Source organism: Microbulbifer salipaludis (assembly GCF_017303155.1).
Lineage (GTDB): Bacteria > Pseudomonadota > Gammaproteobacteria > Pseudomonadales > Cellvibrionaceae > Microbulbifer > Microbulbifer salipaludis.
Genome location: NZ_JAEKJR010000002.1, coordinates 15,121 through 39,518 on the forward strand (window position 1 = coordinate 15,121; position 24,398 = coordinate 39,518).

General features: G+C 58.8%; 18 protein-coding genes. 10 read left to right on the forward strand and 8 right to left on the reverse strand.

Annotated elements, in window-relative coordinates:
- Positions 1 to 27: 27 nt before the first annotated feature.
- Together JF535_RS05835 and JF535_RS05840 are read left to right on the forward strand one after the other, a co-directional pair.
- Positions 28 to 2,280, forward strand: a complete 2,253-nt coding sequence (locus JF535_RS05835) for a heavy metal translocating P-type ATPase (protein ID WP_207000285.1) — start codon at positions 28 to 30, stop codon at positions 2,278 to 2,280.
- On the forward strand, positions 2,280 to 2,648 hold the full coding sequence (locus JF535_RS05840) for a cupredoxin domain-containing protein (protein WP_207000288.1): 369 nt from the start codon (positions 2,280 to 2,282) through the stop codon (positions 2,646 to 2,648). The genes JF535_RS05835 and JF535_RS05840 overlap by 1 nt, the downstream gene beginning before the upstream one ends.
- Before the next feature lie 69 nt (positions 2,649 to 2,717).
- Here JF535_RS05840 and JF535_RS05845 read toward each other — a convergent pair whose 3' ends face one another.
- The 4 genes from JF535_RS05845 to JF535_RS05860 all read right to left on the reverse strand — a co-directional run bounded on the left by JF535_RS05845 (position 2,718) and on the right by JF535_RS05860 (position 6,792).
- Positions 2,718 to 3,245, reverse strand: a complete 528-nt coding sequence (locus JF535_RS05845; RefSeq protein ID WP_207000290.1) for a DUF411 domain-containing protein — start codon at positions 3,243 to 3,245, stop codon at positions 2,718 to 2,720.
- Positions 3,246 to 3,304: 59 nt separating this feature from the next.
- Positions 3,305 to 5,185, reverse strand: coding sequence for an NADH:ubiquinone reductase (Na(+)-transporting) subunit F (gene nqrF / locus JF535_RS16940; RefSeq protein WP_207000292.1), 1,881 nt, complete (start codon positions 5,183 to 5,185; stop codon positions 3,305 to 3,307).
- Positions 5,182 to 5,913: a hypothetical protein gene (locus JF535_RS05855; protein WP_207000294.1), complete on the reverse strand. Its 732-nt coding sequence runs from the start codon at positions 5,911 to 5,913 to the stop codon at positions 5,182 to 5,184. Before JF535_RS05855 ends, nqrF begins: the two co-directional genes overlap by 4 nt.
- A gap of 108 nt (positions 5,914 to 6,021) precedes the next feature.
- Complete coding sequence (locus JF535_RS05860) at positions 6,022 to 6,792, reverse strand: 4'-phosphopantetheinyl transferase family protein (protein ID WP_422880002.1); 771 nt, start codon at positions 6,790 to 6,792, stop codon at positions 6,022 to 6,024.
- A gap of 225 nt (positions 6,793 to 7,017) precedes the next feature.
- On the opposite strand from JF535_RS05860, the gene radA reads away from it, so the two are divergent.
- Complete coding sequence (gene radA, locus JF535_RS05865; RefSeq protein WP_207000298.1) at positions 7,018 to 8,412, forward strand: DNA repair protein RadA; 1,395 nt, start codon at positions 7,018 to 7,020, stop codon at positions 8,410 to 8,412.
- A 54-nt stretch (positions 8,413 to 8,466) separates the two neighbouring features.
- Here radA and JF535_RS05870 read toward each other — a convergent pair whose 3' ends face one another.
- The 4 genes from JF535_RS05870 to JF535_RS05885 all read right to left on the reverse strand — a co-directional run bounded on the left by JF535_RS05870 (position 8,467) and on the right by JF535_RS05885 (position 12,065).
- Positions 8,467 to 8,841 carry a hypothetical protein gene (locus JF535_RS05870; protein ID WP_207000300.1) on the reverse strand — a complete coding sequence of 125 codons (375 nt, stop codon included), beginning with the start codon at positions 8,839 to 8,841 and terminating at the stop codon, positions 8,467 to 8,469.
- Positions 8,838 to 9,821, reverse strand: a complete 984-nt coding sequence (locus JF535_RS05875) for a hypothetical protein (RefSeq protein WP_207000302.1) — start codon at positions 9,819 to 9,821, stop codon at positions 8,838 to 8,840. Before JF535_RS05875 ends, JF535_RS05870 begins: the two co-directional genes overlap by 4 nt.
- Positions 9,822 to 10,071: 250 nt before the next feature.
- Entirely contained in the window at positions 10,072 to 10,452 is a 381-nt protein-coding gene (locus tag JF535_RS05880; protein WP_207000304.1) for a DUF6249 domain-containing protein, read from the reverse strand.
- A 167-nt stretch (positions 10,453 to 10,619) separates the two neighbouring features.
- The gene (locus JF535_RS05885; RefSeq protein ID WP_207000306.1) at positions 10,620 to 12,065 is read right to left on the reverse strand and encodes a coniferyl aldehyde dehydrogenase; all 1,446 of its coding nucleotides are present in this window, start codon (positions 12,063 to 12,065) and stop codon (positions 10,620 to 10,622) included.
- A 468-nt stretch (positions 12,066 to 12,533) separates the two neighbouring features.
- Here JF535_RS05885 and JF535_RS05890 point away from each other — a divergent pair, with 468 nt between their 5' ends.
- The 7 genes from JF535_RS05890 (at position 12,534) to JF535_RS05920 (ending at position 24,304) form a co-directional block, all read left to right on the forward strand.
- Complete coding sequence (locus tag JF535_RS05890; protein WP_207000308.1) at positions 12,534 to 13,634, forward strand: sn-glycerol-3-phosphate ABC transporter ATP-binding protein UgpC; 1,101 nt, start codon at positions 12,534 to 12,536, stop codon at positions 13,632 to 13,634.
- Positions 13,628 to 15,877 (forward strand): extracellular solute-binding protein, encoded by a 2,250-nt coding sequence (locus JF535_RS05895; protein WP_207000316.1) that lies wholly within the window; start codon positions 13,628 to 13,630, stop codon positions 15,875 to 15,877. Before JF535_RS05890 ends, JF535_RS05895 begins: the two co-directional genes overlap by 7 nt.
- A complete protein-coding gene (locus tag JF535_RS05900; protein WP_207000318.1) occupies positions 15,874 to 16,758 on the forward strand; it encodes a sugar ABC transporter permease in 885 nt (294 codons plus the stop codon). The genes JF535_RS05895 and JF535_RS05900 overlap by 4 nt, the downstream gene beginning before the upstream one ends.
- Positions 16,759 to 17,129: 371 nt before the next feature.
- The gene (locus JF535_RS05905; protein WP_207000320.1) at positions 17,130 to 20,093 is read left to right on the forward strand and encodes a TonB-dependent receptor; all 2,964 of its coding nucleotides are present in this window, start codon (positions 17,130 to 17,132) and stop codon (positions 20,091 to 20,093) included.
- A 112-nt stretch (positions 20,094 to 20,205) separates the two neighbouring features.
- On the forward strand, positions 20,206 to 21,768 hold the full coding sequence (locus JF535_RS05910) for a tryptophan halogenase family protein (protein WP_207000321.1): 1,563 nt from the start codon (positions 20,206 to 20,208) through the stop codon (positions 21,766 to 21,768).
- Positions 21,768 to 22,778, forward strand: a complete 1,011-nt coding sequence (locus JF535_RS05915) for a cupin-like domain-containing protein (protein ID WP_207000323.1) — start codon at positions 21,768 to 21,770, stop codon at positions 22,776 to 22,778. Before JF535_RS05910 ends, JF535_RS05915 begins: the two co-directional genes overlap by 1 nt.
- 32 nt (positions 22,779 to 22,810) lie before the next feature.
- Positions 22,811 to 24,304 carry a tryptophan halogenase family protein gene (locus JF535_RS05920; RefSeq protein WP_207000325.1) on the forward strand — a complete coding sequence of 498 codons (1,494 nt, stop codon included), beginning with the start codon at positions 22,811 to 22,813 and terminating at the stop codon, positions 24,302 to 24,304.
- Positions 24,305 to 24,398 lie beyond the last annotated feature (94 nt).

Genomic DNA, 24,398 nt, shown 5'->3' on the forward strand with positions numbered 1-24,398 from the left:
GGCATCTAACCCCTGGTGGAGAGCAATATGACTGAAACATCATCGATGTCCCCACAGACCTTCCGCCTGCAGGGGGTGAGCTGTGCCGGCTGCGTGAAAAAAATCGAGTCCGCACTGGGCCGGGTGTCCGGTGTCGAAGATGCCCGCGTAAACCTGGGCGACAAAACCCTGGTGGTCCAGGGTAGCGCGACTGCGCAGGCATGCATTGCCGCGGTGGAGTCCGCCGGTTACGGCGCGGAGGCGGTGCAGGTGAATGCCCGGGTGTTGCGCGCGCAGCAGCGGGAGGAGGAACAGGCGCACTACCGGCAACTGTTGTGGCGCTCGGGTATAGCGCTGGGGCTCGGAGTTCCCCTGATGATCTGGGGGCTGGTGACCGGCGAGATGGGGGTGCACAACACCGCTCAGCAGATAGCCTGGGGCAGTGTCGGCCTGTTGACACTGGCGGTGCTGGTTTTCTGTGGTGGGCACTTTTTTACCGGTGCCTGGCGAGCCTTCCGTCACCACAGTGCCACCATGGACACCCTGGTCGCGCTGGGTACTGGCACCGCGTGGCTATTTTCCATGCTAGTGGTATTGCTCCCGCATGTACTGCCGGAGTCGGCACGTCACGTGTACTTTGAAGCCAGTGCGATGATTATCGGCCTGATCAACCTGGGGCAGGCGTTGGAAGTGCGTGCCCGCGGTCGCACCAGTGCCGCGGTGGAAAAGTTACTGCAATTGCAGGACCCCAATGCGCGTGTCATTCGCGACGGCGAAGAAATAGATATTCCCATTGACCAGGTGATGGTCGGCGACAAGCTGCGCGTGCGGCCCGGAGAAAAAATCCCGGTGGACGGCCGCGTGATCGAGGGCGAGAGCCTGGTGGATGAAGCCATGCTTACCGGCGAGCCGCTACCAGTAAAAAAAGCGGGAGGTGATGCGCTCACCGCCGGCACCCTGAATAAAAATGGCAGCCTGGTATTTGCGGCGGAAAAGGTGGGGGCGGATACCCGCCTGGCGCAGATTATCCAGATGGTAAAAAACGCCCAGAGCTCGCGGGTTCCCATCGCGCGCCTCGCGGATACCATCTCATCGATTTTTGTGCCGAGTGTCATGATCATCGCGGTGGTCGCTGCACTGGTCTGGTACAACTGGGGCCCCGATCCGAAAATCGCGCATATGCTGGTGGTGCTGACTTCGGTGCTGATTATTGCCTGCCCCTGTGCCCTTGGGCTGGCCACGCCCATGTCGGTGATGGTGGGCGTCGGCAAAGGGGCGGAAAATGGCGTACTGGTACGCAACGGCAAGGCCCTGCAGCAGGCCACGGATCTGGACACTCTGGTGGTGGATAAAACGGGCACGCTGACCGAGGGCGCGCCGAAACTGACCGATATCGAGTGCGACGGCGATGCGGATGCGCTGTTGCAGCAGCTCGCGAGCCTGGAAAGTCGTTCCGAACATCCGCTGGCAGAGGCGATTGTCAGTGCCGCCCGGGAAAAACAGCTGTCGCTCTCGGATGTACAGGGCTTCGAAGCCATTACCGCGCATGGTGTCCGTGCTGAGGTCGACGGCAAAACCGTGCTGCTCGGCAACCGTAAATTGATGCAGCGCGAAGGTATCGACCCGGGCAAGTGGACAGAAAAGGCCGAAGCGCTGGCGGAGCAGGGGCGTACCGCCATGTATGCGGCAGTGGATGGCGCCATGGCCGGCATCATTGCGGTGGCAGGCCCCATTCGTGAGGATGCACAAGCCGCAGTTGCACGTCTGAAAAAGCTCGGGCTGCGCATCGAAATGCTGACCGGGGACAACCGGGCGACGGCCGAGGCCGTGGCCAGGCAGCTGGGTATCGATCACGTACATGCGGATCTGCTGCCGGAGGACAAAGAGAAGATTGTCGCGGATCTGCAGAAAAACCACGCCAAGGTGGGCATGGCGGGCGATGGTATCAACGACGCCCCGGCACTGGCGCGGGCAGATGTGGGGTTTGCCATAGGTGCGGGCACCGATGTTGCCATCGAGTCTGCGGATGTGACCCTGATGCGCTCGTCGCTGCACGGCGTTGCGGATGCTGTGGAGCTTTCCCGCGCGACCCTGCGCAACATCAAGCAGAATCTGTTTGGTGCGTTTATTTACAACACCCTGGGTATCCCCATTGCCGCCGGTGTGCTTTATCCCATCACTGGCATGCTGTTGAGCCCGGTCATCGCCGGTGCGGCGATGGCGTTTTCTTCGGTTACCGTGGTGAGTAATGCCAACCGGTTGCGGTTTTTCAAACCGTCACAGAACGGAGGTACCGCATAATGGAATCCGTAGTGATTAACGTGCTTGGGCTTGCCGCGATTGTATTGACGGTATGGTGGTTTTGGCTTGCGCCCAAGGGCAGCAGGCAGCCTGCGGCGGGTGTCGCCGAGGCGCTACAGATACTGGTCAAGGATGGCGTATACGAGCCCGACCGGATTCGCATTGCTGCCGGAAAAGCAACGGTGCTGAAATTCCGGCGGGAAGACGCATCACCCTGTGCGGAGTGGGTATTGTTTCCCGATCTGGAAATCAGTGCACAGCTGGCGGTCGATCAGGTGACCGAGGTGCAACTTCCCGCAGCGGATGCCGGCGAGTATCCGTTTCACTGTCAGATGCAAATGTATCGCGGCACCCTGATCGTTGAGTAAACGCCTGTGAAAAAAGGCCCGGATGACCGGGCCGGCGAGTCATCTGGGCTTCTCGGACTCACGAATACTTCAGTGTTGTTGCTCAAAGTGATCGATACTCGCGTACACAGAGGTGCTGCCGTCCCGGTTGAGCTGCAGTACCTTGTATGGCGTAAAACGGTCACCCACTTCCATGCCGGGGCTGCCCAGAGGCATGGCCGGCACTGCCAGGCCGCGTGCACCGGCCGGCGGATTCTGCAGGAACTGGCGAATCAGCTTTGCCGGAATATGCCCTTCGAATACATAACCGTCCGCTGACACACTGGTGTGGCAGGACTGCAATTCCGCGGCAATTTCGTATTTGTCCTTGATGGCGTTCAGGTCAGAAACATCCTGGGCGTCGATCTTAAAACCATTGTCCGTTGCGTGTTCCACCCACAGTGTGCAGCAGCCACAGGTGGCACTTTTATAGGTGGTCAATGTCGATGCCGCCTTCGCGGCGACGGTGCTGGCTCCGTCTTCACGCCCATCGTGATCGCGGTCGCTTTTGGCACAGGCGGTCAGGGCGAGCAGTGCAGAAATGGCGAGGCCACGCAGGAAAACTTTCTGATTCATCATTTTTTCAACCTTTTGCTCACAGTATTCGTGACGGGAAACATGGAGTAACGAGCGTTGGATCAATTCCCAAAATCATCAAACGCAATCTGTTCTTCCTGTACACCGAGTTCCGTCAGCATCGCGATGCAGGCGCGCAACATGGCCGGTGGGCCGCACAGGTAGAACGCGCAATTGCCAATGTCCGGGTGCTTGCGCAGGTAAGTTTCGGCGGCAATATCGCTGATAAAGCCGGTGGCTCCTTGCCACTGATCTTCTGCACGCGGTTCCGACAGTGCCAGCTGCCATTGAAAGTTGTCGTGTGCCTGTGCCAGCGCGTCGAACTGATCTGCATAGAATACTTCCCGCATGCTGCGCGCACCGTACCAGAAGCGGATTGACCGGTTGGTGCGATGGTTGTGCAGTTGATCCAGAATCATCGAGCGCAGTGGCGCCATGCCGGCACCTCCACCGATCAGGACAATTTCACGGGTGCTGTCCTGCACGTGGAAACTGCCAAACGGTCCGTGCAGTTGTAGTTGGTCGCCGGGCTTCAGGTTGAACATGTAGCTGGAACCGGCGCCGGCGGGCAGCCCTGTGCGGCCTGCGGGCGGTGGCTGGATGCGCACATTCAGCAGGATCTCTTCACCGCGCTCCCCGGCAATGGTTTCCCCCGGTGCGTTGGCCATGGAGTAGGAGCGACGCAGTGCGGTACTGTGACTGGCGCCTGCGGCAGTCAGCCAGGGTTGCCAGTCGTCGCGGAAGCGCGCGTCCACCGGGGTGTCGGCCAGGCGCAGGGTGTGCGGTGGCACCTCCACCTGCACGAAGCTGCCAGCGCGGAATACAAACGGGCGCGGCCCCAGCGGCGCCAGACGAATCTCCTTGATGTAGGGGGTGAGGAAGCGGGTTTCCCGCACCTCTGCGCGGTATATCTCCGCCTGCAGCACACTGTGATCCAGCGTAAGCTGGGTGGCCGCGGTGGCCCGTTGCTGGCAGGCGAGGCGCTTGCCCAAGGCCAGCTCGGCGGCCGACAGCAGGGATTTTTCGCTGCCGGTGATGGGGGCCTCCGGTGACAGCTGCACCAGGCACAGGCCGCAACTGCCACCGCCGCCGCAGTTGGAAGGCAGCTGCACGCCCTGGGCCGCAAGGCCGTCGAACAGGTTGGCACCGCTAGGCAGCGCCAGCTCCTGCACCGGGTTGGCGGCGGGGTCGAGCAGGGTGACGGCGACCTTGCTGCGGCGCAACTTGGCCACCAGGTTGAAGTCGTGGCGGGAGAAACTGGAAAACAGCATCACGCAACCGGAAACGGACAGCAGCAGGGCGCCGATACCGAAGATCACCACGAACGGATTGTTGAAATCCTGGCGCTCGGTGTAATCCATGATGTGCAGCATCCAGAAGATATCGAACAGCCGCCAGGTATCGTTGCGCCGCTCGAGCAAGCGGCCGTCCTGCGCGGAGATGTACAGGCTGGTATTGCCCTGGTCCGCGATATCCACACGCCATACGGGCCCGTGGTGACGACGGGATTCCAAATTGGGTTGCGGCAGGTGTTGTGGCGTGCCGATCAGACGATCGTCGCCGGCGTAGTCGTGTGCCGCGATAGCCGCCGCCAGCGGAGCATCGATCACCAGCAGGTTGCCGGTGCGGGCATCGCGCAGCTCCACGCGGTCGCCGGTCTGAACCCGGTAAACCGGGCGGTCGAAACCCGGCTGCAGGCGAATATCCACAAGCGGCCTGTCGGTGTTGTGGTACAGGCTGGCGATCTCGGCGTGCGAGCGCAGCAAAGCATGGGCGGACTGGTCCGAGGAAAGGGGCCCGGCCGGATGGCGCTCCGCCAGATGGCGGCCGCCGACCACGTTGGAATCGAGCAGGGCAAAGCCGAGGCCGCTGACCAGCCACAGCACCAGCTGCAGGCCGATTACCAGGCTCAGCCACTTGTGTGCAGCTTTGATGAAAATCACCCTGCACCTCCCGCTGTGGCGGCGTTGCCAGGGGCCTTGCCCCGGCGCGCAAAGCTGTAGAACAGCAGGATCAGGCCGGCCAGTACGCCGGTCAGGCTGACGATGGAAATGACCAGCAGCAGCGGGTTGTGGATATCCGCACGCTCCTCGTAGTCCATGATGTGCAGCATCCAGAAGAAATCGAAGGCGCGCCAGTAATTGTGGCGGCGGGTGGCCAGCGCGCCGGTGCTGGGGTCGATGTACAGGCTGGTGCCGTAGCGGTCGTCAAAATTGACCCGCCACAGGGGCAGCGCGCGGGACGGTACTTCGGTAGGTGGGTTGCTGGTAATCAGCTCGGCAGAGGCGGCGGGCAGTTCGCCAGAATAGTAGTGCTCCGCCAATGCGCGTGCGCGCGTGCTGTCGACGGGCGGTACTTCGCGGCCGCTGCGGGCGTCAACCAGGTGTGCGCCTTCGCCAGTTTTCACCACATAGTAGGGGTTGCCCTGCAGCGCCTTGAGCTGGATGTGTTTGACCCCGCGGTAGCGCTCAAGTATTTCCGCGGTGGGCGCCAGTTGCTCCAGATTTGCCGGCAGTGGCTCGCTCAGATTCTTGACCAGGTGATCGCCGTGGATGAAGTCCAGATCCATCACCACCATATAAACGCCGCTCAGGGTCCACAACAGGGCCTGAATGCCGACAAACAGAAACAGCCATTTGTGGATTTTTCTGGAAAGAGATGCGCGCCCCATTATTATCGCTCGCCGGATGCTGCTGGATATAAAGTATACGAATGGCGCCAGTTTATCGGTGCGATGGGAAAAAGTCTTGCGGCGCTTTTTCGGGGGGTAGTCTTGGGATTAGTCAAAACCCCGGTGTATACCCGCCTGTTGCAGTTCCTCCAGCGCCGGGTCGGTGCCCGCCAGTGCCACATGCAGTTGCGTGGTATCCGGTAGCGGGTGCATGGCGTAGTAGAACTGCCAGGGGGCGTCCCGGTCGGCGAGGGTTTCGTCGAAAGAGACACCCTCCCCCAGGTGGTAGCCCGCCAGGTTGATCCGCCCCAACCCCTCGGAGATGCCGGTCCCGCGGGCCTTGAAAAAGGCCTCTTTCATGGTCCACAGCCGGTAGAAATGCATGGGCATCAGTTCCAGCGGCGGCGATTCCAGCAAGGCGCACTCCTGGGGGTGGAAGTAGTGGCGGGCGATCCGCAGGAAGTCGCGCGGTTTGCGCGGCTGCTCGATATCAATGCCGATGGGCGCCTCGCAGGAAACCGCCAGCGCGATCCACTGGCCGCTGTGGCTGAGACTGAAGTGCAGTTCCGGAAAATCCACTAACAGTGGCTTGCCGCTGGGCAGGCGATCGAACTGCAGCTGTGCAGGCGGCTGCCCGCTGATTTTTCCGAGTACCTTGCGCAGCATGCCACGACTCAACAGAAACTGATGTCGAGCCTCCGCGTGCCTGTAACTGCACTGGCGTCGGAGTTCTTCAGCCGATAACAGGGTGGCGAGCGCCAGAGCCTCTGGGCTGTCAGGAGCTATTTCATCGCTGCGTAGCAGCCAAACTGCGGGAAGTGTCATAGAGCCAACAAAACGTGTGCTTTGTATTAATGCTAATCGTTGCGCACTCGGCATGCCACCGGGGGAGTGCTATGCAGCTCACCGCTGGGGATTGGCTTGAGGTGCTTGAGGTATGCTTGAGGTAGAAGTAGCGTGAGATAAGCGCGGCTTGAAGGCAGGGGCATTGGGCTGGCCATCAGGGAAGGGTAAACTCTGCGGCTTCCGCCGGGCGGCGTACGGTCCGTTCTGCGGCCACTCGTAGACCCAATTTAATTCAAGAGTCCCGCAAGGGGAGAGCCTTTGGCCAAAAAAACCAAAACCGCATTTGTGTGCAATGAATGCGGAGCCGACTACAGCAAATGGGCAGGCCAGTGCGGTGCCTGTGGGGCGTGGAACAGCCTGAGTGAAGTGCGGCTGGGGCCAGCGCATACGGACAGCCGTTCCGCCAACTTTACCGATGCCCAGGCCGGCTACGCTGGTGCCGCGGGGCAGGGCAAGGTGCAGAAGCTGTCCGAGATTGACCTCAGCGAGCTGCCCCGTATTCCCACCAATGCCAGCGAGCTCGACCGGGTACTGGGGGGCGGGCTGGTGCCCGGGTCGGTGGTGCTGATTGGTGGCCATCCCGGTGCGGGCAAGTCCACGGTGCTGCTACAGACCCTGTGCCACCTCTCGCAGACTCTGCCGGCGCTCTACGTGACCGGTGAGGAGTCCCTGCAGCAGGTGGCTATGCGCGCCAAGCGTCTGGGCCTGCCGGCAGACCACCTGCAGATGCTGTCGGAAACCAATGTGGAGCAGATCTGCCTCACCGCTGGTGAAGTAAAACCCAAGGTGATGGTGGTGGACTCCATCCAGGTCATGCATATGGCCGAAGTGCAGTCTGCACCGGGCTCGGTGGCGCAGGTGCGCGAGAGTGCCGCCTACCTCACCCGTTTCGCCAAGCAGACCGGCACCGCGCTGATTCTGGTCGGGCACGTCACCAAAGACGGCAGCCTCGCCGGGCCCAAGGTGCTGGAACACATCATCGACTGCTCCATCATGCTCGAGGGGACCCACGACTCCCGCTTCCGCACCTTGCGCGCGCACAAAAACCGATTTGGTGCGGTGAACGAGCTGGGGGTGTTTGCGATGACCGAGCAGGGGCTGAAAGAAGTCTCCAACCCCTCCGCGATTTTCCTGCAGCGGGCGGAAGAAATTGCCGCGGGTTCGGTGGTGACTTCCGTATGGGAGGGCACCCGCCCGTTGCTGGTGGAACTGCAGGCGCTGGTGGACGACAGCAGCCTCGGCAATCCCCGTCGGGTCGCGGTGGGCCTGGACCAGAACCGTTTGAACATGCTGCTGGCTGTATTGCACCGCCACGGCGGTGTGCTGGTCGGCGACCAGGATGTGTTTATCAACGTGGTCGGCGGTGTGAAAGTGATGGAAACCAGCGCCGACCTCACCCTGCTGATGGCGGTAGTCTCCAGCTTCCGCAACCGCGCGCTGGATCGGGACCTGATGATTTTTGGTGAAGTGGGGCTCGCCGGTGAAATCCGCCCGGTACCCTCGGGGCAGGAACGGTTGCGGGAAGCGGCCAAGCATGGCTTTAGAAAAGCGATTGTGCCGGCAGCAAATCGCCTAAAAGCTGATATCGAGGGTATGCAGGTAATTCCGGTGAAGAGCCTGTTGGAAACGCTTGATGCGCTGGGAATGCATTAGATTGATATGGCGAAATAATTGGCTCGTCCAATAGCTTGACTATCAGGTAAGTGGCTAGGAAAAGAAATTTAATTTATCTAACCCGATCAACGCTAGCATGCTCATCGCTGATCCCATGAACGACCAGAAAAATATAATGGCGATGATTTTATCAAAAAAATTTGTGTGCTTTTTGATGAGATCTGAATTTGCATGTAAAAATGATAGTTGACCGCTTTCCAGTACTTTGTGAATTTTACTCGGTGTGGCGAGAGCCTGAGCTACATTTAAGATGTCCCAACCACTCGCGAATTCAAGGCCGAGATCGCTCCTTGTTTCAGGGTTTTTTCGTAGTTTTCGTACAGTTACCTGTCCGAAAACTACATATAAAAATAGGCTGAAAAACATAACTGCAGCGCAACAGCCAAGTAGGAATGTAAATGTACTCATGATTCGACGCCGCTGATTGCACCCATTATTCCTTCATACCACGCATCGGCGTTTGACTGCGTAACCTCATTCACGGCCATCGCTGCACCCGCTGATGCTCCAGCTATTGCCAGCCCACCAATGACCAGTCCAACCCAGCCAATCGGTGTGGCGACAACTAGTATGCCTAGAACGGCAGCGCCAATTTTTGCTGTCGCCACTCCAGTCCCGGCACTTAGTCCAAAACTCAGTGATTCTCTAAATAGATCCTTCTCCCACTCTCCGCCAGTCTGATAGCTATTGTGGACCTTGCCCACACGAGACCCAAAATCAATTACTGCCAACCCATTGCCGAGTAGCTTGGTGTGCTGGCTCAACCTTACCAGTCTGTGGGCGTCAATCTCACTACTGAGCTGTAGTTTCGCCACATTACGGCTGCTACCAGCGATATTGGTGCCGCGTTCAGCGCTGGTCAGCGGGGTGCCGCGGCGGGAGCGAATGTGACTGGTTACCATATGCAGCTCGGCGCGGAACTGCGCCTGCATACGGTTGAAGGCATGGTGTGCCCTTTGCTTCAGTTGTGCCTGATAACCGGCTTTGCTCTGTTTCGCCTCGCGGTAAGTGAGTAGCGCTACTTGGTACTCCTTGACCGACTTTGCAAAACCACTGATACGCTCTCCGTAAACGCTGGTTGAGGCACCGGTCAGGGCAATATTGTAATCCTTGAGTTGCTCCATCATCGCGGCGATGGCCACGGTGTTGTCTTCACCAAAGGTAAGCGCCAGCTCGGTTACCGGTTTTGATATGTGTTTCGGTGCCAGCAGTGACTGAATACGCTTGCCCTGGGCATCGTTATGGCCGTTCAGCAGGTAGGGGGTATTGGCTTTGGCAGATTGGGGGGCAGAGCTATGGAGTTCGGAATACTGTTGAAAATTGGCGTTGCAGGCCAGCTGGATAGCTGGCGCACTGAGCGGCCGATTGCACAGGAGAAGCGTAGTCACTTTCAGGTCCTTTTGAAAAGTGCGTGAAGCGAAAGCGCAAATTCTACTGATGATGCAGACGATCTTGAAGTGATATTCGGAGTATGAACGTACCAGTTAGGTTGGGGCTTGTCGGAATAGACCATTCCCTGTGGGCAGGATTTCTCAGCACGGAATGGATAAGCAGTTTTTTCAGGTCTGAGTGGCTGCGGATGTGGATACGGATGCGGCGATCGGCGGCCACCCAATACCTTGGGGGCCGCCCACCTGGTTAGTGTGCTTGCGGTTTGGCGAGGTAGTGCATTGCAAAATACGCGACGCCGATCGCGAACGGAATTGCGGCGGCCGCGAGTGTTCCCATGAACGCATGGTTGCTCGGATCGGGAGTAAGCAGGCCGATCAGTCCGAGGCCTACGGCTACCGCGGTCCAGACGATGCCGCGGCGCAGGTCTTCTTGCGGGTGCGAATTGTTGGCGCTCAGGCTTTCTATCAGTTCCGCAGGTACATCGGCGCCTTTTTCCAGGGCCAGGCGCAGGGTTTGCTGTGTCTCACCATTTTTTTTCGCAAAGTAACCGAGCAGCATCCGTAGGGACAGACCGATGAGCAGGAAAAGACCAAAAGGCACCAGCAGTGCAAGGGTGGATTCGTTCATTGTGTTCTCCAGTTGTTGATACGCATCTTGATGTGTTGCCGATAGGATGCGTTGGCCGGCGACTTTGGATGCAACTGGAGTGAAAATTCGAACGGCCAGGGCTTACCCACCGAGCGCACCGGCGATGCCGGAGCGCTGGGTCACAGGTTAGTAGCGCCGACGTTTACCTATTTGGTCAGGCGCAGCATCAACTTCATCATACTGCTTGCAAGCTTGCCGTAAGGCGGCATCAGCAGTTTCAGTGGATCCAGCGGGCCCTGGTAGAACACCGGGCGCAGTTTGGAGAAGGTGAGGAACCCCTCGTAGCCGTGGTAGTGACCCATGCCGCTCTCGCCCACGCCACCGAAGGGAATGTCGTGCTGGCCCACATGTAGCACCGCGTTGTTGACGCTGACGCCCCCGGACATGACGTGGTCGATGTAGTAGTCCCGCAGGTCGGCGTCTTTGGTGAACGGGTAGATGGCCAGTGGGCGGTCACCGCGGTTGATATAGGCCGCAACTTCCTCGCGGTTCTTGTAGGTCTTGATCGGCAGCAGTGGGCCAAAAATTTCCCGCTGCATGACGGTCATGTCTTCGGTCACGTTGATCAGCAGGTGTGCGGGGAATTTTTTCAGCGTGTCGCCGCGGTCGCCCTGGCCATCGGTAAGGTCGATGGCGGTGGCCCCTTTTTGCGAGGCGTCGTCCAGGGTCTGCCAGATACGCTGGAAAGAGCGCTCGTCGATCACCGACGTATAGTCCGGATGGTGGATATCCGGGTAGCGCTTCTTGAATACCTGCTTGGCTTTGTCGATAAACTCAGCGAGTTTTTCTTCGGGTAACAGTAGATAGTCTACCGTGGTGCAGATCTGGCCGGCATTGAACAACTTCCAGAACAGGATGCGTTCAACGGCGGTATCGGTGTCGTAGTCGGGGCCGACAATGGCCGGGGATTTGCCACCCAGTTCCAGGGTGACCGGGGTGAGGTTGGCCGCGGCCGCAGCCATGACTTTGCGGCCGGTGGTTCCCGATCCGGTAAAAATCAGGTGATCAAACTTGAGCTTGGAAAACTCGACACCCACGTTGCCGGTTTCTTCGAGGAAAACCAGCTTGTCTGCGGGGAAATAATCCACGCTGATGCGCTTCAATACCGCCGTGAGGTTGCGGGAATTCTCCGACATTTTCACCATGGCGCGGTTGCCGGCAGCGAAAATGTTGATCAGCGGACCGATGGACAGATTGATTGGAAAGTTCCACGGCACGATTACGCCAATCACACCCAGTGGCTGAGGGATGACCTTCGCCGCCGAGGATGGGAAGGCCGTAAACTCCACATGCCGTCGCTGCGGCTTCATCCATTTTTTCAGGCGCTTGATCGTATCTTTTATGCCATCAAGTGCCGGAAATATTTCCGCGAACAGGGTTTCATGGTGGGAGCGATTGCCGTAGTCCGCGCTGACCGCCTGTACCAGCTCGTCCTGGTGTTCGCGAATCATGCGCGCCAGGGCCTGCAGGTCACTGATGCGTTGAGCGCGGTCGGGCACCGGGTTGGCCAGATACGCCTGGCGTTGCTGGTCTAACAGGTCGGTCAGGTTCTCTGTGGTGTGGTGGTCGACAGCTTCGGCGATCTGGTTCATGGGCGTGGCTCGGTATTTGTTTCAACAGTGTTTATTGGTCGCGTCGGTAGCGCCGGCTCCAAAATTTTTCGCGACGACGGATGATTGTACGACAAGGGGACTGCGTACTCTGGATGTTTGCGGACGTAATTCGATACCGTGCAAAAAAAGTCCCTTACTGCCAGCATACTGTATTTGGCATACGCGGCGTTGACCGAACAGTTCACTGGATTGACTTTTTGCGGCGAAGACCACGTATTTTGTGGGTGTTTTGGGGGAGGGTATCCCTTAGCCGGCCGTGTGGTTGGCATGCATTGCCTCAAGATGAGAACTGACGCTGGTTGCAGCAGAATACCGCCGTATATCCTATTGATGTTCCTCTGGTAACGCGGGCAATTCCATTTGTGCGATGGCTCGTCTATTGTGAGTTCTCGCGTCAGCTGTATGCAGCGGTGCCCGGACGCGCGGATGATCGAAGAGACCTAGCACGTGGCGAATATTGAATTCAGAAATGTCAGCAAGCGTTATGACGATGGCCCGCTTACCGTGCCGGGGCTCGATCTGGACATTCGCGATGGCGAGTTCATGGTGCTGGTGGGCCCGTCCGGCTGCGGCAAGTCCACCATCCTGCGCATGATTGCCGGGCTGGAATCCATCTCTTCCGGCGACCTCTATATCAGCGGTCACCGGGTCAATGACCTGCCCCCCAAAGACCGGGACATTGCGATGGTGTTCCAGAACTACGCCCTGTACCCGCATATGACCGTGTTTGACAACATGGCCTTCGGCCTGCGGGTGCGCAATTTTCCCAAGCTGGGTATCGAGCGCCGGGTGCGTGAGGCGGCGGAGACCCTCGGGCTCGCTGATCTGTTGCAGCGCAAACCGGCCCAGTTGTCCGGCGGTCAGAGCCAGCGGGTGGCCCTCGGGCGCGCCATGGTGCGCGATCCGCAGGTGTTTCTGTTCGATGAGCCCCTGTCCAATCTGGATGCGGAGCTGCGTGTGCAGATGCGCAGTGTGATCAGTCGCCTGCACCGCCAGCTGGGCACCACCTCGGTGTACGTCACCCACGATCAGGTGGAGGCTATGACCCTGGGCACACGTATCGCCATCCTGAATCAGGGGCGCCTGATGCAGGTGGGCACGCCCCTGAGCCTGTACAACGATCCGGACAACACCTTTGTGGCCGGCTTTATGGGCTCGCCGCCGATGAACCTGCTACCGGTAACCAACGATGGCCGTCACCTGACTTGCGCCTTGCTGCAGCTGCCGCGGGCGGATCTGGCAGGGCAGGGCGCAAAGCTGTTGCTGGGGCTGCGCCCGGAAAAGCTGGTCTACGCCGCCACCGCACCCGCCAACTGGCCGCGCCTCAGCGGTGAAATCGAACTGGTAGAGAGCCTCGGCGCGGAAATGTTGGTGCACCTGCAGACAGGTGGCGCGCAGCTGGTGGCGCGCCTGCCCGGTTTGCGAGTATTCACTCCCGGAGAAACCCTGCAGCTCGCCTTTGATCCTGCCGCGGTGTATCTGTTTGAGGTGGAAAGCGGGCAGCGTATCCGCACGGACATCAATCCTGCCGGGGCCGCCTCGTGCTGAAGCGCCTGAGTGCCGCCCTCTGCCTGCTGGTGCAGTGGGCACTGGCGTTGGATGCGTGCGCGGTGGAAACGCTGACCCTCTGGCACGGCTACCGCGGCGCCGAGCGCGCCGCCTTCGAGCGACTGATTGAGGACTACAACCACAGCCAGGTTAATGTCGAGGTCAAGGCGCTGGCGGTCCCGTTCGGGGGCTACGCCGACAAGCTCTCGGCCGCCTTGCCCCGCGGCCAGGGACCGGACCTGTTTGTATTTGCCCACGACCGCCTCGGCGGCTGGGCCAGTGCCGGCCACACGGTGGCGCCGATCGACCGCTATGTGAGTGAGCGGGTACTGCGCCGTTTCGCGCCTAACCTGATCGATGCCATGACCTTCGGCGGTGACCTCTATGGGCTGCCACTGGCGTTCAAGAGTCCCGCGTTGATCCTCAATACCGACCTGGTGCACACCGCGCCCGCCACCACCGACGCGCTGGTAGCCGAGGCCCGTCGCCACACCGACCGCAACCGCGGGCGTTTTGGGCTCGCCTACAGCTATACCGAGCCGTTCTTCCATGGCGCGCTGATGAACAGTTTTGGCCGCGGGCCCTTTGATCGCGGCGGCAACCTGGACCTCGACAGCGAAGCCAATGTCCGCTCGATCGAGATGCTCGCACACTGGGCGCGCGATGACCGGATACTGCCGGAGGAGCCCACCAGCACACTGGTGACCAACCTGTTCAACCAGGGGCGTGCGGCGATGGTGATCAGTGGCCCCTGGATGCTCGGGGAAATTGCCCCCGAGGTGAACTATCGCGTGGTGCCACTGCCGATCAACAGTGAGAGCGGCCGGCCGCTGGCACCCTGGGTGGCAGTGGAGGGGTTGTTCCTTTCCCCCTGGGCGGAAAACCCGGCGGCGGCGGTTGAGGTGATGGACTTTCTTACCCGCCGCGGGTCTGCGGAACGAATGGGCATTGACGGCGGGCAGTTGCCGGCCAATATCAGCGCCTTTGCGCATCCGCAGCTCGCGGCCAATGACGCTGCCATGGCGTTCCGGCGCCAGCTGGAAGTGGCGGTACCCATTCCCAATCTGCCGGCCATGACCCTGATCTGGGTGCCGCTGGAAAACGTGCTGAAGAAAGTCGTGAAGGGCGCGGCGCAGCCGGAGGCGGAGATGCATCAGTTGCAGCGACAGCTGAGTATCGACCTGGCGCGGCTTGAACGCTCGCGGGTGCGGGGCGAGTCGCCGGCACAGATGCCGGCGTGGCTGTGGCTGATTCCTGTTGCGCTGGTGCTGCTGGCGCTGTGGGCCTGGCGGCGCTACCGCCTTCAACTGGCCGCCGGCTGGCGGTCCAACCGCACCGCTTACCTGTACCTGATGCCCGCGGTGCTGGGCATGCTGGTGCTGGTATTTTTCCCGCTGCTGTACGGTCTGCTGCTGTCGTTTACCGATACCACCGTGTTCAATGAACAGGCGCCCCTGTGGTCGCGCTTTATCGGCTTGGACAACTATGTGGCGATCCTCGGTGACTTTGACCTCTGGCGCGGTCAGGGCGGCGAGCGCAGCCTCGACTTCGACAACTTTTACTGGACCCTGCTGATCACCATTTTATGGACCGCCTGCAATGTGATGGTGTCCGTGGGGCTGGCGCTGGTACTGGCACTGGCGCTGTACAAGCCGATTCCCGGCCGTGCCTGGTTCCGCCTGATCCTGATCCTGCCCTGGGCAATTCCGAATTACATCACCGCGCTGGTGTGGAAAGGCATGTTCCATCCCCAGTTCGGAGCCATCAATCAGGGGCTGCAGGTGCTGGGTCTGGCCCCGGTGGCCTGGTTCGACACCATCGGCGCGAGCTTCTTTACCGGGGTGGTGACCAATGTGTGGCTGAGTATCCCGTTTATGATGGTGGTGATCCTTGGCGGCCTGCAGTCGATCCCGCGGGAGCTGTATGAGGTGGCCCGGGTAGAGGGGGCCGGACGCTGGTTCCAGTTCCGCTCGATTACCCTGCCACTGCTGAAGCCGGTGCTGATTCCCGCGGTCATCCTGTCGGTGGTGTGGACCTTCAATATGTTCAATGTGATTTACCTGGTCAGCGACGGTGCGCCCGCCGGGGCCAACGATATCCTGATCACCCGGGCGTTTCGCATCGGCTTTGAAAAGTACCAGTACGCCTATGCCGCCGCCTATTCCATGGTGATCCTGGCGTTGCTGTTCGGCTACGCCATGTGGCAGATGCGTATCAGCCGCACACTGGGAGCGGTGCGATGAATTTCCGTTTGCCGCAGCGATTGGCTGGCCTCATGAGCTGGCGCTTTGCCCTGCTGGTGTTCGCCTCGCTGATTGTGCTCTACCCGATGCTGTGGGTGGTCAGCCTTGCGTTTTCCGGGCAGCAGTCCCTGATCGTTGGCCTGCCACAAGACGCCAGTCTCGGTCAGCAGCTGCAGGCGCTGATCCCGCTGCCGGAGCGGTGGACCCTCGACAACTTCCGCGCGGTGCTCACCGAGCAGCCCTTCCTGCGCTGGCTGCTTAACAGCCTGGTGGTGGCTGCTGCCACCACGCTGGTGGGTCTGTCGCTCAGCTGTACTGCCGCTTACGCCTTTTCACGCTTCCGCTTCGCCGGTCGCCAGCGGGGCATGTTGCTGTTTCTGATCTCGCAGATGTTCCCCGCGGTGCTGATGCTGATTCCTCTCTATGTGATCGTGGTGCAATGGCTGGGGCTGGGGAATTCCTGGCTGGGGCTGATACTGGTGTACTCCATCACCGCGCTGCCGTTCTGTGTGTGGATGCTGAAGGGCTACTTCGACACGCTGCCGTATGAGATCGAGGAGTCCGCGCTGCTCGACGGGGCCAGTCACTGGACCATTTTCACCCGGATCATCCTGCCCCTGGCGCGCCCGGCCATCGCCGTGACCGGGCTGTTCGCCTTTATGACCGCCTGGAACGAATTCATCCTCGCCTCGATATTCATGGACGATGAGTCACTCTACACCGTGCCGGTGGGGTTGCGCTTCTTTGTCAGTGACTACGCCTCCGAGTGGGGATATTTCGCTGCGGGCTCCATTCTGGTTTCCCTGCCGGTGATGCTGCTGTTTCTGGCATTGCAGCGCTTTCTGGTTTCCGGGCTTGTTGCGGGTGCCGTGAAGGGCTGAGTCCGGCCTGGGGTACTGAATCTTCCTGCCGGCGGCATAGCCGGTGTCTGTCGGGTCACAGAATATGGTTGGCTACTTTTTGTTCTTTCTGTAAGGTCGCCCCTTTCATCCGGCGCATCGTGCACTTTTCTGGAACATTTTTGGGTCGGAAGTTTAACTCATTGAAAAATAACGATTTTTTTGTTCCCGCTTTGTAGGTGGGAAGGTGGGAAAGTCCATTTTTCAGTAATTTTGAAAGGTGGGACGACTCAATTTGGTACACCGGCGGAGTATACGTTTGCGCCAGAGCGGGTCGTTTGTTTGTGTTTTCAGGGGCCCCCTCATGGCGAAACCAATAAATAAAATGACGTGACGATGGGGGAGACAACTCCATGAATAGAACAGCCGGATTCAAGAAGAAGTCCATTGCTGTGGCGATTGCCGCCATGGCAGGAATCAACAGCCAGGCATTTGCCCAGAGCGAGGGTGATGCCGCTCTGGAAGAAGTGGTGGTAACCGGTATCCGTGGCAGCCTCGAGCAGTCAATGGATATCAAGCGCGATGCCCAGGGGGTGGTGGATGCCATCTCCGCGGAAGATATCGGTAAGTTCCCCGATACCAACCTGGCGGAATCTCTGCAGCGTATCACCGGTGTGTCAATCGACCGCCAGAACGGTGAAGGCAGTCGTGTGACCGTGCGCGGTTTTGGTCCTGACTATAACGTCGTGACCCTGAATGGTCGCCAGATGCCGGCGGCAAACCTGGAAGGTGGAACTGCCTCTTCCTCTCGCTCCTTCGACTTTGCCAATCTGGCAGCTGAAAGTGTGAGCGGCGTTGACGTGTTCAAGACCGGTCGTGCGAACCAGCCAACGGGCGGTATCGGTTCCGTGATCAACGTGCGCACCCTGCGCCCGCTGGATCAGTCCGACACGGTCCTGAAGCTGAGCGCCAAGAGCATGCACGACACCTCCAGCGAGGAAGGTGATTCCGTGACCCCGGAGCTGTCCGGTATTTACAGCGGCAAATTCGCGGACGACACCATCGGTGTTTCCTTCGCCGGCTCCTTCTCCGAGCGTCATTCCGGTCAGGCTGGCTCCGAAACGGGCCCTGGCTGGTACACCATCCCGGGCGGCCAGTGGGACTGGGGTTCGGTTAACCCGGGTCACCCGGCTTTTGACAACTTTGAAAACGTACCTCAGGAAGGTGACATCTACTCCATGCCGCGTGGTATCGGTTTCAGCTTCTCCGAAACCCAGCGTGAGCGTACCAACGCCATCCTGACCCTGCAGTGGGCACCGTCCGACGAGTTCGAAGCGACTCTGGACTATGCCTACGCTGAGCAGGACGTTGAGCACCAGTACAATGCCATGGGTGCCTGGTTCAATGGCAACCCTGAATCCGGTTCCTTTACCGAAGGTACTGGCAACGGTAGCGTCGTGGCTCCCATTGTGTATGTGGATAATAATCCTTGGACCAACAATGATGACGTGACCTTCAATGCGGGCGAATGGGGTACGGTCAACAAAAATGACTCCATCGGCCTGAACCTGGTCTGGACTCCCCGTGAAGATCTTACCCTTGCGTTCGATTACCACAATTCCAGCGCCGAAAATGGTGCCAAGGACGACCGCGGTACCAACAACAATATCGCCGGTGTGCAGTACAACCGTGACGCCACTATTGTCAACTACGGTTATGACCTGCCAACCGTTAACTTCGTGTTTGGCGACGGTCAGGGCTTTGATCCTTCCCAGATGCTGACTTCCGGTAACGTGTTTAACAACGCATACATGAAGCACGATATCGAGCAGGCGCGCTTTGACGGTACCTTCGACGTGGATGCCGGTCCGGTGAAGAGCATCGACTTTGGTATCGGCCGTAGCGAATCCACCAACCGCTCCGCATTCGCCAACGTGCAGAATAACTCCTGGGGTGGCTATGGCACCGCTGCCGACTACGACGATTCCCTGTTTGTACAGAAGAGCATGGCGGACGCGTTGCACGATTTCGGCAGCGCCGACAGCTCCGAAATGACCCCGTACTACTACGCCTCTGACTTTGAAGGCATGCGTGCTGCCATCGCTGCCATTGCGGCTGCGAACGGCGACGTACTGAGCCCTTGCGGCACTGTGCTTTGTGCCAGCAACGACTTCAGTACCGATCGTACCGCCATCGAAACCCAGCAGTCTGTTTACGCACAGGTAAACCTGTCCTGGGATGACGCTGCTATGCCAATGAACCTGGCTGTGGGTTTGCGCATGGAAGACACCAAGGTAGATGCCACGGCGAAAGTGCCGACCTATGAGTCCATTTCTTGGGTGGGCGACAATGAATTTTTTGCCAACGCCAATGGGGAAACCTTTGAGCGTCGTGAGGGTGCCTATCTCAACTGGCTGCCGAACATCGATTTCGATATTCAGGTTAGGGAAGACGTGGTTGCACGTGCCTCTATCAGCAAGACCATTACCCGTCCAGGTTATGGCGATATTCAGGGTGGGCAAACTATTGCACCGCTATTGAGGGCTGAGGGTGGCACCTCGAATCTGGGTAACCCAGATCTGGATCCGTTTGAGTCCACCAACTTCGACCTCTCTGCCGAGTGGTACTACGATGAAGGCAGCTATGTCTCCTTGGGTTACTACAGCAAAGACGTAGACAACTTCATCGGTCAGACTTCGTATCAAGAGCCTACCTTCGACTTGGCGCATCCATTTAATGGTCCGCGCTACCAGGAGGTTGTTGCCGATTTGGGGGCCGGTGCGACGACGCAGGAAATTCGTGAAGAGTTAAACGCACGCTACGGCGATCCTTTCACCGGTTCCGCGGACGCGGGCGATGCATCAGCCATGTTTACTGTTATCACTCCGGTCAACGCTAAGACTGCCGGGATTGACGGCATCGAATTCGCGGTACAGCACATGTTCGCGGATACAGGCTTCGGTACGCAGTTCAACTTCACCACGGTTGATGGCGACATCGCCTACGACAACTTCAACACCAACAAGGGTGAGGGTGTCGAAAACCAGTTTGCACTGCTCGGCCTGAGTGATTCCGCGAACCTTGTCGGCTTCTATGACAAGAACGGAATTCAGGCGCGTATTGCCTACAACTGGCGCGATGACTTCCTGGCTGGTACGTTCGACGGTAACGGCGAGCGCAACCCGGTATACGTTGCGTCTTACGGCCAGTGGGATGCCAGCGCAAGCTACGACGTGCAGGACAACCTCACCGTGTTCTTCGAAGGCATCAACCTGACCAACGAGACCAAGCGTCTGTACGGTCGTCATGAAAACATGATGATTGGCGCCTACCAGACCGGTGCTCGCTACAACCTGGGTGTGAGTTACAGCTTCTAAGGCTGTACTAGGAGTGGCGGCAAGCCGCCACTCACGTCTCGCAGGATGCAAAGGGCGTGAGCAATCACGCCCTTTTTTTTGAATTAAGTCCTTGAAGTGGGGGGGCTCCACAATGCAACAGGCACCGTTATCCATCTGCATACTGGGCGGCGGCGCAGCAGGCTGGCTGACCGCAGGTGTGCTGGCGGCGGAGCATGGCCGCGTTGCCGGCGGTGATTGCACCATTACCGTGGTCGAGTCCCCGAAGATTCCTACGGTTGGAGTGGGTGAGGGTACCTGGCCTTCAATGCGCGAAACCCTGCGCCGTATCGGCCTCAGTGAACAGCGCCTGTTCGCGGAGTGTGATGCAGCGTTCAAGCAGGGGTCACTGTTTTTAGCCTGGAAGACGGCTGATCGCAATGACCAGTATTACCATCCGTTCTCCCTTCCTCACGGTTACTTTGAACAGGACCTGGCGCGTTTCGTTGAACGGGAATACGCCTATGCCGTGACCCCGCAGGCGGCCGTTTGTGATGAATATCTAGCGCCCAAGCAGCTGGCGACACCCGAGTATGCGGGCGTGCTTAATTACGGTTACCACTTTGACGCGGTGAAATTCGGGCTGTGCCTGAGTGATCACTGCACCCGGAATTTGGGTGTACAGCACGTGCGTGCCGATGTGATATCGGTAGAGAGCGATGCAGAGAACAATATCGCGGCGCTGGTGACGGATGCCGGCGAGTGCTTCAGCGCGGACCTGTTTGTGGACTGCTCCGGCAGCGCCGCGCTACTTATTGGTGAGCATATGCAGGTCCCCTGGGTGGACCGCTCGTCAGTTCTGTTTAATGACCGCGCTTTGGCAGTACAGATTCCGCATGCCTCAAATGATGCGCCGATCGCTTCGGTCACCCGCTCGACCGCGCGTAAGAACGGCTGGATTTGGGATATCGGATTACCGACACGCCGCGGTATGGGGTATGTCTACTCCAGTCAGTTCACGGATACCGATACGGTGGAATCTGATTTTCGTGAATTTCTCAGCGCAGAATTGCCGCAGAGTGCATTACTGGATCTCAGTTTTCGCGAGCTGACGTTTCAGCCGGGGCACCGTGAAGTCATGTGGCGGGGCAACTGTGTGGCAGTGGGTATGGCGGCGGGCTTCATTGAGCCGCTGGAAGCATCGGCGCTTGCTCTGATTGAACAGAGCGCGGGGTTGATCCGCGACTTCCTTCCAGCAGGTAAGGAGCAGATGGCGCTAGCAGCGAAGCGCTTTAATCAGCAGATACTGTCCCACTGGGACAACATTATCGACTTTCTCAAATTGCATTATGTGCTCTCGCAGCGCACAGACTCGGAATACTGGCTGGCGCATCAGGCGAATGAAAGTATCCCCGATGCGCTGCAGGAAAACCTGGCACTGTGGCGTCACCGAGCACCTGCAAAGCAGGACTTCCCGCAGGCGCAACCACTGTTCCCGCCGGCCAGTTATCGCTATGTCCTCAACGGTATGGGATATGTGTGCGATCGCTTGCGCGCACCCCGCAAAGAAGCCGACGAGGCACGCGCAAAGATGCTGCTGGCGCAAGTGCAAAAGCAGCTTGCCAGTTTCAAGCAAGGACTGCCGACGAACCGTAAACTGCTCAGTCAGTTGGTTGAGCGCGCTCAGGCGTACGGTAATACAGGAGGAATAGGCTAGTGAAGTACCCTGAGAATATTCCCTCAGTAGAAACCCTTACCGACGTTACCGCTGAAGAAATCCCGACGTCTATCAATGGCCGTACTGAGCCGCTGTTGTTCAAAGGGGTAGCTGCGCACTGGCCGATGGTTGCGGCGGCGAAAGCCGGTGAGCTGTCTGACTATCTTGCGTCTTTCGATCAGGGCCGCCCGTTGATGGTGTTTCGCGCCGGAGCCGAAAGCGAGGGGCGAATTTTTTACAATGAGCGCATGGATGGCTTCAATTTTGAGCGCACCGCGGGACAGCTGGTGCCGACTATGCGTGCGCTTGAGAGCGGCGGTGTTGGTGAGGAGTGCTGCTATGTCGGCTCGACCCCCGTGGATCACCACCTGCCAGGCCTGCGTGAAGCGAACGATATCCCTGTCGGTGAAGAGAAGCCGCTGGTGTCCCTTTGGTTTGGTAACCGCACCCGTGTCGCTGCACACTTCGATCTGCCGGGAAATCTGGCCTGTGTAGTGGCGGGGCGCCGCCGCTTTACTTTATTTGCCCCGGACCAGGTGAGTAACCTCTATCCGGGGCCTTTGGACTTCAATCCCGCGGGGCAGGCTATTAGCATGGTCGACTTTTATGCCCCCGATTTTGCGCGTTTCCCGCGCTATCGTGAGGCGCTGCAAGCCGCGTTAGTGGCAGACATGGAGCCCGGGGATGTGCTCTACGTGCCGAGCATGTGGTGGCACCAGGTAGAGGCACTCGATGATCTCAACGTGCTGGTGAATTACTGGTGGCGCTCCACCCCAACTTGGAGTGGCCTGCCCCAAGATGCATTGATGCACGCATTGCTCTCTATCGGAGGTCTGCCGGAGGCGCAGCGCAAGGCCTGGGGAGAGCTGTTTCAACACTTTGTGGTGAACAAAGATCAGGCTTGCGAACATATTCCGGAAGGCAGGCACGGGGTACTCGGTGATCTGAACCGGGACGCCTCGGCTCGACTGAAAAAATTACTCATAGAAAAACTGCAGCGCACGCTGTAAGCCTGACAGCAGACGCTGAAGCGGAGAGAGATATGGCTCAAGCGATTAAAAAAGTAGTAATTGCCGGTGGTGGCACCGCTGGCTGGATGACCGCAGCGGCACTTTCCAAATTGATGGGTAGACAGCTCGATATCACTCTGGTCGAGTCTGAGTCCATCGGCACCATTGGTGTCGGTGAGGCTACGATTCCAACCCTGGTTTTTTTCCACCGCCTGCTGGAAATTGATGAAGCCGAGTTCCTGCGGGAGACGCACGGTACTTACAAGCTCGGCATCCAGTTCGAAAACTGGCGCGATATGGGTAAAGACTACATTCACGCGTTCGGGGTTACCGGTAGGGACTGCTGGGCGTGTGGTTTCCAGCACTTCTGGCTACGTGCAAAAGAGCTCGGTCTTGCCGGCGACTTCGGTGACTATTGCCTAGAGCGTCGTGCCGGGGAGGCAAATAAATTCTCCCACCTGCCCAATAACGGTCTCAATTACGCGTTTCATATCGATGCCAGTCGCTATGCCGCCTACCTGCGAAAATTCAGCGAAGGGTTTGGCGCAAAGCGTGTCGAGGGCAAAATCGACCATGTACAGATCCATCCGGAGAGCGGTTATATCCGGTCATTAAAACTGGATTCCGGGCAGGAAATCGAGGGCGACTTCTTCATCGACTGCACCGGTATGCGTGCGCTGCTGATCGAGCAGGCGTTGCACACAGGGTTTGAATCCTGGTCGCACTGGCTGCCTTGTGACAGTGCCATGGCGGTGCAGACGGAGGCCGTTGAGGCACCCATCCCGTATACCCGATCGATCGCCCATGAAAGTGGCTGGCAGTGGCGTATCCCGCTGCAGACCCGGGTCGGCAATGGCCTGGTCTATGCAAGTCGCTACCAGAGCGACGAGTCGGCACGGACACAGCTGCTGGAGAATATTGAGGGCGAAATGCTGACCGATCCCCTAACTATTAAGTTCCAGACCGGCCGGCGCCGCAAGCAGTGGCACAAGAACTGCCTGGCGGTGGGGCTTTCCAGCGGGTTTCTCGAGCCGCTCGAATCCACCAGTATCCATCTTATCCAGCAGAATATCGTGCGCTTCCTGCAATTCTTCCCACAGCAGGAAATTCACCAGCGGGAAGTCGATGAGTTCAACCGCCAGTGTGAGTTTGATATGGAGCGTATTCGCGACTTCATCATCCTGCACTACAAGGTGACTGATCGCACCGACACCGAATTCTGGCGTCACTGCCGGCAGCTGGATATTCCGGATACTCTGGCGGCGAAAATCGACATGTTCCGTGAAACCGGCCATGTCTTCCGCGAAGGTGGTGAGCTGTTTGTGGATTCCTGGCAGCAAGTGATGATCGGCCAGGGGCTGATGCCGGAACGCTATCACCCGCTGGTGGACAGTATGTCCGAGCAGGAGCTGGCTGGTTTCATTCAGCAGATCAAGCGGGGTGTCGACCAGCAGGTGGCGTCCCTGAACGGCCACAACGAATACCTGAAGGACTTCCTGGCGGGCCGGCGTACACTGCCGCGCTGAAAACACATGCGAAGAAATAAATGAATACGGACTAGCGCCCCACATTGTGAAAATTTCCAATATGGGGCGATTTGCATTCCCTGCACGCGATAAA